The 8,245-nt window shown below is 69.6% G+C and carries 7 protein-coding genes; 1 reads left to right on the top strand and 6 read right to left on the bottom strand.

What is annotated here, in order from left to right:
- Positions 1-51 precede the first annotated feature (51 nt).
- From JTN19_RS05185 to JTN19_RS05160, 6 genes are all read right to left on the bottom strand, one after another.
- The gene (locus JTN19_RS05185) at positions 52-333 is read right to left on the bottom strand and encodes a hypothetical protein (protein WP_206930846.1); all 282 of its coding nucleotides are present in this window, start codon (positions 331-333) and stop codon (positions 52-54) included.
- A gap of 160 nt (positions 334-493) precedes the next feature.
- On the bottom strand, positions 494-2,659 hold the full coding sequence (locus JTN19_RS05180; protein ID WP_242530876.1) for a xanthine dehydrogenase family protein molybdopterin-binding subunit: 2,166 nt from the start codon (positions 2,657-2,659) through the stop codon (positions 494-496).
- 32 nt (positions 2,660-2,691) lie between these two features.
- On the bottom strand, positions 2,692-3,711 hold the full coding sequence (locus JTN19_RS05175; RefSeq protein ID WP_206930844.1) for an FAD binding domain-containing protein: 1,020 nt from the start codon (positions 3,709-3,711) through the stop codon (positions 2,692-2,694).
- A 3-nt stretch (positions 3,712-3,714) separates the two neighbouring features.
- Positions 3,715-4,332, bottom strand: a complete 618-nt coding sequence (locus JTN19_RS05170) for a (2Fe-2S)-binding protein (protein ID WP_206930843.1) — start codon at positions 4,330-4,332, stop codon at positions 3,715-3,717.
- Positions 4,333-4,531: 199 nt separating this feature from the next.
- Positions 4,532-5,392: an AraC family transcriptional regulator gene (locus JTN19_RS05165; protein WP_206930842.1), complete on the bottom strand. Its 861-nt coding sequence runs from the start codon at positions 5,390-5,392 to the stop codon at positions 4,532-4,534.
- Positions 5,393-6,108: 716 nt separating this feature from the next.
- Positions 6,109-6,990 carry an SDR family oxidoreductase gene (locus JTN19_RS05160; protein WP_206930841.1) on the bottom strand — a complete coding sequence of 294 codons (882 nt, stop codon included), beginning with the start codon at positions 6,988-6,990 and terminating at the stop codon, positions 6,109-6,111.
- A 75-nt stretch (positions 6,991-7,065) separates the two neighbouring features.
- Here JTN19_RS05160 and JTN19_RS05155 point away from each other — a divergent pair, with 75 nt between their 5' ends.
- A complete protein-coding gene (locus tag JTN19_RS05155) occupies positions 7,066-7,902 on the top strand; it encodes a helix-turn-helix transcriptional regulator (RefSeq protein WP_206930840.1) in 837 nt (278 codons plus the stop codon).
- Positions 7,903-8,245 lie beyond the last annotated feature (343 nt).

Raw genomic sequence — 8,245 nt, 5'->3', positions numbered from 1 at the left:
CCAACTTGTTGCGGCCCGCCCGGCGGCTGGCCAGCGCCTCATCGCGCGCCGTCATGGCCGCAGGCCCGTCCAATGCGCCGCGAAGGCCCAGAGGTCCGTGACATCCTCGATCACCTGGCGCACGGGCTCGCCCGCGCCGTGACCGGCCAGCACCACCTGCTCCGCGGCCCCGTCGCGCATGACCAGCGCCGGCTGATTGTCCAGGCCGCTGTTGCGCGTGAAGAAGTGGCGGCCACCGCTCGCCAGCCAGCGAAAGGGATCAGGGACAGCAATGCCGAAATGCTCTTGGGCCACGTCCAGACGGGGCGTGTCGGGATAGCTGGGCCTTGGCATGTCAACCTCCGTCGATCTTGTGGCGAGGGGCCGCCGTCCGGTCGCGTGCGAGGCCAGCGCCGCATCGGGTGCAGCCGCGGTTGCCGCCCTTGTCGAAGCCGTCAACGTGGGCGATGTGATCAGTCACTCCCCCTGCGGCTCGAACACCTGCACGCGGCCCTCACAGCAGGTGCTCGAGCTTGATCGGCAGGTCGCGCAACCTCCGCCCCGTCGCGTGAAAAACGGCGTTGGAGATCGCGGCGGCGACGCCGACAACGCCGATCTCGCCGACCCCCTTCACACCCGCCTGATTGACCAGGCGATCTTCCTCCGAAACCAGAATGGCTTGGATCTCGGAGATGTCCGCATGCACCGGCACAAGATAGTCGGCCAGGTTCGCGTTGGTGTAGGCGGCGTTCCGTTGGTCAATGTCCGTGTGCTCGTGCAGCGCCGAGCCGATGCCCCAGATCATGCCGCCCAACAGCTGCGAATGGGAGGTGCGTGGGTTGATGATGCGCCCCGCGGCGAAGGCGCCCACCGCCCGCCGCACGCGGATTTCGCGCGTCCACCGGTGGATGCGGAGCTCGACGAACTGCGCTCCCATCGCGAATTGCACGCGGTCGGGCAGTTCGACCCCGCCCAGGGGCAAGGCCCGGCCGCGATACATGTCGGGCAGGCTTTCGGGGGAACGGCCATGCGCGCGGGCTTCGCCGAGCTCCTCGACGAAAGCCAGTCCCGACGCCGCCACGGCGGCCCGGAGGGCGGCATACGGCGCGTCCCGGGGGACGCCCAGCCGCGCGCGAATGGCGTCGCAGGCGATCATGATGGCCGAGGCGACGCTGGCGGTCCCGGCCGAGCCGCCATTCACGACGGCGGGCGGAAGGTCGGAATCGCCCAGCGAGACCGTCACCCGCTCCAGCGGCACGCCGAGCTCCTCGGCCGCCACCTGCGCCATCATCGTGGTCATGCCCTGGCCCAGCTCGTGGCCAGCGCTGGCGACATGGGCCGTTCCATCGGCGGTGAGGCGCACGCGCGCCGCGCTGTTGCCGGCCTGCGCGGGATAATAGGCGCTGGCGCAGCCCCAGCCGATGAGCCAGTCACCCTCACGCATCGAGCCTGGCCGCGGCGAGCGGCCACTCCAACCGAAGGTGGCCGCCGCCACGTCGAAGCAGCGCATGAGTGAGCGACTGGTGTAGGGAAGCCCCCCCACCGGCTCCGTCTGCGTGTCGTTCACCCGCCGCAGCTCCACCGGGTCCATGCCGAGCCTGTCGGCGAGCTCATCGAGCGCCGTCTCCAGCGCGAAGCCGTAGGGCACCTCGCCCGGCGCGCGCATGAAGCCCGGCGTGGAGCGGTCGGCCGCCACGGTGTTCACCCGGCCCAGGATGTTGGGGCAGGCATAGAGGCGCGTCGTCATGGAGGCACCTCCCATCGCGACCGTGTCGGCGCGGGAGGTCAGCTCCCATCCCTCGTGCCGCAACGCCGTCAGGCGGCCGTCGCGGGTGGCGGCCAGTTGCACATGCTGCCGCGTCTCCGCGCGATAACCCGAGACCGTGAAGCCCTGTTCCCGCGTGGCCACGAGCTTGACCGGGCGGCCGAGGCGCCGCGCCGCGATGGCCACGAGCGCCGTGCGCTGGGTGAGGAACCCCTTCGCCCCGAAGGCGCCGCCGACATGCGTGCTGATGACGCGGATGTTGTCAGCCGGGACGCCGAGCTGCTCGGCAAGCCCGAACTTCACGCTGTTCACATACTGGCTCGGCTCATGCACGGTCAGCCGGTCGCCCTCCCACACGCATTGGGTGGCGAACAGTTCCATCGGGTTCTGGTGCTGCGCGGGCGTGGTGTAGCGCGCGTCAATCCGGATCGGCCCCGCCGCATAGGCCGCGTCGAAATCGCCGGCCTGGACCATCATCGGCTCCAGCGCCCGTGTCTCGGCGCCGGGTGCATTGATGTCCACGGCGGGCGACGGGTGCGGCGCGGTGGTCACGACGATGCGCTGCGCGGCCTCACGCGCGGCCTCGTAGGTTTCGGCGACGACCATGGCGATCGGCTGGCCCCAATGGGCGATCTCGGCCGAACCCAGAGGAAGAAGCGAGTCTGATGTGTATCCGCCCTGATAGATCGCCGGCGTCTGGCGAATCGCGTCGCCGACCGTCTCATGCGTCAGGATGTCGATGACGCCATGGACGGCGCGGGCCGCCGTGAGATCGAAGCCGCGAATCGTACCGCGGCCGATTCGGCTGAGATGCAGGCAGGCATGGGCGGTGCGCGGAAGGCGGACGTCGCTCGGGTAGCGCGCCTCCCCCGTCACCTTGGCGCGTCCTTCGTACCGCGGGGCAGGCTGCCCCATGTTTGGTCCGCCTTGCGGAAACAGCGGCCCGGTCATGGGCGGATCTCCAACGACGCGGCTTGCAGCAGCGCGCGCATGAGCGCCGCCTGGCCAAGATCGATCTTGAAGGCGTTGTGGGTCTGGGGGCGAGCCGCGGCGAAGGCGTTCTCTGCCGCTGTCCAGGCCAAGGTTTCGGTCAGGGTCAGGCCGCGCAGCGCATCCTCCGCCCCATGGGCGCGCCAGGGGATCGTGGCGACGCCGCCCAGGGCAATGCGCGCCTCACGCACCACGTCGCCGTCAAGGTCGAGCGCCACCGCCGCGGACGCCACCGCGAACTCATAGGATTCCCGATCCCGCACCTTGAGGTAGAGCGAACGCCGCGTCCATGCGCGCGCCGGGATCACGAACTCCGTGATCAGCTCCCCTGGCAGCAGGGTGGTCTCGCGATGCGGCGTGGCCGCCGGCAGCTGGTGCAGGGACCCGAACGGCAGGGTTCGGCTGCCCTGCGGGCCGGCGAGGACGAGCGTGGCATCCAGCGCGAGGAGCGCCTGCGCGAAGTCACCTGGATAGGTGGCGATGCAGTGCTCACTGGTGCCGAGCACCGCATGCGCCCGGTTCACGCCCCCCAGCGCCGCGCAGCCGCTCCCAGGCGTGCGCTTGTTGCATGCCGCCCAGGATGGGTCGCGGAAGTAGCTGCACCGCGTCCGCTGCAGCACGTTGCCGCCCAAGCTCGCCATGTTGCGCAGTTGCGCGCTGGCGGCGAGGGCGAGGCTTTGTGCGATCACCGGGTAATCGGCGATGACGCCGGGATGGGCCGCCACCTCCGCCATGCGCGCGAAGGCGCCGAGCCGAAGCTCCGTGGCGCCGGGATGGACATGCCCGAGTTCGCCGCGCAGGGCGCTCAGGTCAATGACACGCTCCGGCCGCGCCACGTCGAGCTTCATCAGGTCGAGCAGCGTGGTACCGCCCGCGAGGTAGGCCGCGGGGGCGTCCGGATCCTGCGCGAGGAGCCCGCCCATCTCCCCCGCCGCGGCCGTGAGTGAAGAGGGGCGCGAATACTGGAAGGACCGCATGGCTCATCCCTCCCCTTGGTCGCGCGCCTGCTCAATGGCGGCGACGATGTTGGGATAGGCGGCGCAGCGGCAGAGATTGCCGCTCATGTATTCGCGGATGTCCACCGGAGTGCCGGCATGACCTTCGCGGATGCAGCCGATGGCTGAAAGGATCTGGCCCGGCGTGCAATAGCCGCACTGGAAGGCATCGTGATTCATGAAGGCCTGCTGCATCGGGTGCAGCCTGCCGTCCGGTGTCGCGAGCCCTTCGATCGTCGTCACTTCCCGCCCCTGCATCGAGGCCGCGAGGCTGAGGCAGGAAAGTTCGCGCCGCCCTTCGACCAGCACGGTGCAGGCGCCGCACTGGCCGTGGTCGCAACCCTTCTTCACGCCGGTGAGGTCCAGGTGCTCGCGCAGCGCGTCCAGCAGCGTGGTGCGGGGGTCGAGTGCCACCTGGTACACGTGTGCGTTGACGTGAAGGGCGAAGCCCGGCGCGGCGTCGCCCGGGGGGCGCGCGGCCAGCGGCGCCCGCGCCTCGGCTTCGTGGGGGAGGAAGGGGACGGTTCCGCTCAGCGCGGAGCCGACCAGGAATCGGCGCCGGTTGCTCGATGGCGCAGTCGTGTCGTGTTTTTCGGTGTCCATAGGACCTCCAGGCCATCCGGCTTCGGAACACAATCGCGGAGGCAGTGCGCGGCAGGCGGGAGGTCGCCCGGGACGAGACCACCGCCGCCTTCACGCCTGCCGCGGCCGATCCTGGGGGGGGATGGCTTGGGTGGAATGCCGCGGGAGCGCCCGACGTGTCGCTCGCGGCATTGCGGAGTTCGGCCGCTGAATTGCCCTTTCAGCGGGTGTCGCGGAGGTACCTCGTGGGTGACACGCCCACGACGCGCCGGAATGCCGCGGCGAAGTGAGACGGGTTTTCGTAGCCGCAGGCGAAGGCGATCTCGGTGATCGAATCCGATCCACGCGTGAGACGGCGCTTCGCTTCCTCAACGCGCAGGCGGGTGAGGCGGCGGAAGGGCGGCTCGCCGAACCTGCGCTTGAACACCCGCAGGAGGTGAAATTTGCTCATGGCGGCGACGCCGGCCAGGTCATCCAGTGAGACCTGTGTGCCCAGATTGTCACGCAGATAGGCGTCCACGGCGGCGAGGCGCCGGTCCTCGTATCCCGCGCCGTGGAGGGCCGGCAGCCGCACATGGTGCATCAGCACGTGCATCACCAGAAAATGCGCGGCGCTGTCGGCATAGAGATCGGGCAGCTTCGCCTCGACCGCGCGCTCCATGGCCTGCATGACGTCCGGGATGACAGGGTCGTCGCAGCTGAGCTGGTTGGGCAGCTGCAGGCGATGCGCCGTGCCGCCGGCCAACTCGCTGGCGACGGCCGCGATCATGTCCGCAGCCAGATGCAGTTGCAGCGTGCGGTGCGCCTCGTCACCGCGCCAGCGCAGCCGCACCTCCTCACCTGGCGCAGTCATGCCGAGGTCGCCCGCTCGGTAGCGGGTGCGGTGCCACGCCCCGCGGTAGCGGGCTTCAATGTCGGAGGTGCCATCCGTGACGAGGACGAGGAGCTGATCCACCGTCGGCGCCGTGTCCAGCTCCTGCACCTCGACGGGCTCATCGTAGGCGCGCAGGAGGGTGGAGCGCCATCCGGCGTCCCAGCTGCAGAGGGTCATCTGGCCCTTCAGTCGGCGCTGCGCTTCCAAGCTTGCGGTGTGTATGCCCATGCGCGAAACCTTCATCTTGACCTTGGGGACAGTTCCACGGCCGCAGCATGGAAGGCCCATGGGACTGCCCGGCGTTGCCCGCCCTGCGTCTCCCAGCCGAGAACTGGACAGCGCATCTGCAAAACGTTGATCGGACTACGAATATAGAGTTGGCCTCTGGCACGGCCTTTCACTGCCAACACAATTGCGATGATATTGTACGGGCATATGAATAGTTAAAGTGGTTGAGTTTTTGTAGAAAGTTATTGCACTTTTTCTGGACCTTAAATTTTATCTTTTCCTTTGCAGGCAACCCTGAGTGGGCTTGCCGGTCGAAAGGGACCGACAGCCCGCGCGCCTGTCGGCGTCAGTCCCTGCCGGGTCGACCGCACGAGATGCTGGGGCATCTGCCATCGGCCAAAGCCGGCGAGCAGGATGTCGGTCTGGCGGCCAATCAGGTCCGCGAAGCACCGGCGCCGCGCGCTGGCAGGCCCCAAGCGCGGCGCATCGGGATCCACCGGTTCGGACAGCACCAGCTGGACATGCGCCTCTGGGTCGCCGCGCTTGGCGGGGCACTTCCCGGCCTGGGAACAGCCTGAGCTGTTCGCGGAGGAAGTCCGCGCAAGCTTCCGCGCGCTGAGATAGGCAAGGCCCAGCCACGGGTGCAAATGGACTGACGCGCCCGAGCCGCCGAGCGAGACACCCGCGGCGGGCCGTCACGCCCCGGAATGGTAGTCCGGCTGCACAACATCGGAGAGGAGGGACGGGCCGCTTGGGTGCCAGCCCAATGCCTGCCGGGTCGCGGCGCTGGACGCGACCATGTCCCCACCCACGAAGCCGGCGAGCCAGCCGAAATGCGCGGCCTCGCGCGGCGCGACCGGAAGGTTGAGCTTCCGGCCGATGGCCGCGGCGATGTCGCGGAAGGGTACGCCTTCTTCCCCCACCGCATGATAGGCAGGCTGCGCCGCGCCATGCTCCAGTGCCAACCGGTAAAGGCGGGCCGCATCCGTTACATGCACGGCCGGCCAGCGATTGGCGCCATCGCCCAGGAAGGCGGACACCCCGGTCCGGCGCGCGAGGTCGATGAGCATGGGAACGAAGCCGTGATGCTCGCCCACGCCATGGACCGAGTGCGGCAGCCGGATGCTGGTCGTGCGCACGCCGGACAACGCCCGCGCCGCCTGTTCGGAGCGGCGCAGATAGGCGGGGTCCGACACCGGCACATCCGCCTCGGTCGCCTCGCGCCCCGGCACGCGCAACGCGGACAGCGTGGCGGTGACAAGCAGCGGCTTGGACGTGCCCCGCAGCGCCTCGCCCAGCGCGGTGATGGCGCGCGCGTCCTGCGCCGCGTTCTCGGCATAGCGCGAGAAATCGTGGTTGAAGCCCAGATGCACCACGGCATCGGCGCGCGCCGCCGCCGCCCGCAAACCATCCAGGTCATCGAGCGACCCGCTCTGCGCCTCCGCTCCCATGGCGAGCAGCGCCTGCGCCTTTTCGGGCGACCGCACCAGGCCGATGACCCCATGCCCATGGCCGATCAACTCCGCGACGACCGCGCGCCCGACCCAGCCCGTCGCCCCTGTCACGAAAACCCGCATGTCCTGTCTCCCGATCCGATGGCGAGCGACATGCGCGGGGCGGCGCTGCTATAAAAGCCGTGAGTGCATACCGGTATGAGGACCAACAGGATCCCGATGGCCGCCTCCGACCTCGCCACCTATCTGCGCGAACGGCGTGAGCGCGTGGATGCCGCTTCCCTCGGCTATGCGGGCGCGCGCCGCCGCACGCCCGGCCTGCGGCGCGAGGAGGTGGCCGCGCGCGCCGGCATCAGCGCCACCTGGTACACCTGGCTGGAACAGGGGCGTGGCGGCGCGCCCTCGGCCGAGGCGCTGGAGCGGGTGTCGCGCGCGCTGCTGCTGAGTGATGTGGAGCGCGAGCACCTGTTCCTGCTCGGGCTCGGCCGGCCACCGGAGGCGCGCCACCAGCCGCAAGAGGGCGTCGCACCGCGGTTGCGGCGCGTGCTGGACGGCATGGCGGGGTGCCCCGCCCTCGTCATCACGGCGGGGTGGGATGTCATGGCCTGGAACGCCGCGGCCGCGGCGGTGCTGACCGATTACGGCGCCCTGCCGCCGGAGAGGCGCAACGTCCTGCGCCTCATCTTCCTCGACCCGCGTTCGCGTCGCGCCAACCTGGACTGGGAGGGCGTGGCGCGTTTCGTGGTGGCCGTGTTCCGTGCCGGGATCGCGCGTGCCGGGGCCGCTGCCGCGGCGCAGCCCATAGTGGAGGAGATGCGCCGCGCCAGCCCCGACTTCGCGCGGATCTGGGAGGAGGGCGAGGTTCGCGGCTTCGACGCGGCGCTGAAGCGGCTGAACCACCCGGTGCTGGGCGAGATCACGCTGGAATGCTCGGCCTTCGCGGTGGATGGGCGGCCGGAGCTGACCATGCTGGTCTTCACGCCGGCCGTTCCTGGTGACGAAGAGCGGATCAAGGCGCTGGTCGCCGCCGCCTGACCTGGTGCACAGGCGCGCGCGATGGTTCTGCCACGCCGTCGCTTCAGCGGCGTCCGCACTCGCGGCGGCTTGGATCGCGGTCGCAGCGCTGCGCGCGCGCGCGGTCACTCATGATCTGGGCGTTGAGCGCCGTTTCACTGGCGAGGTTCGCCCTGTAGGCATTTCGGAGAGAGCCGCCATCGGACACGCATCCGGCCAGGAGGCCAGTTGTGAGCAGCGCGAAGCCAAGGGCCTTCAAACTACGACGGGACTGGAGGGATGGATTTCCAAGCATGACATCTGCCTTCGTTTCGTTGAGTCTCGACACGGGCGTATGACCGCCGCGGGCGAACCGCGCCTTGGT

Source organism: Roseococcus thiosulfatophilus, assembly GCF_017311575.1.
Taxonomy (GTDB): Bacteria; Pseudomonadota; Alphaproteobacteria; order Acetobacterales; family Acetobacteraceae; genus Roseococcus; species Roseococcus thiosulfatophilus.
Note: the sequence above shows the minus strand (reverse complement) of the source record. Positions and strands in the feature narration are given on the sequence as shown.

What these genes read in the sequence shown, in the direction of transcription:
- JTN19_RS05185 (WP_206930846.1), bottom strand. Translation starts at nt 333, where the DNA reads ATGCCAAGGCCCAGCTATCCCGACACGCCCCGTCTGGACGTGGCCCAA.
- JTN19_RS05170 (WP_206930843.1), bottom strand. Translation starts at nt 4,332, where the DNA reads ATGGACACCGAAAAACACGACACGACTGCGCCATCGAGCAACCGGCGC.
- JTN19_RS05180 (WP_242530876.1), bottom strand. Translation starts at nt 2,659, where the DNA reads ATGGGGCAGCCTGCCCCGCGGTACGAAGGACGCGCCAAGGTGACGGGG.
- JTN19_RS05175 (WP_206930844.1), bottom strand. Translation starts at nt 3,711, where the DNA reads ATGCGGTCCTTCCAGTATTCGCGCCCCTCTTCACTCACGGCCGCGGCG.
- JTN19_RS05160 (WP_206930841.1), bottom strand. Translation starts at nt 6,990, where the DNA reads ATGCGGGTTTTCGTGACAGGGGCGACGGGCTGGGTCGGGCGCGCGGTC.
- JTN19_RS05155 (WP_206930840.1), top strand. Translation starts at nt 7,066, where the DNA reads ATGAGGACCAACAGGATCCCGATGGCCGCCTCCGACCTCGCCACCTAT.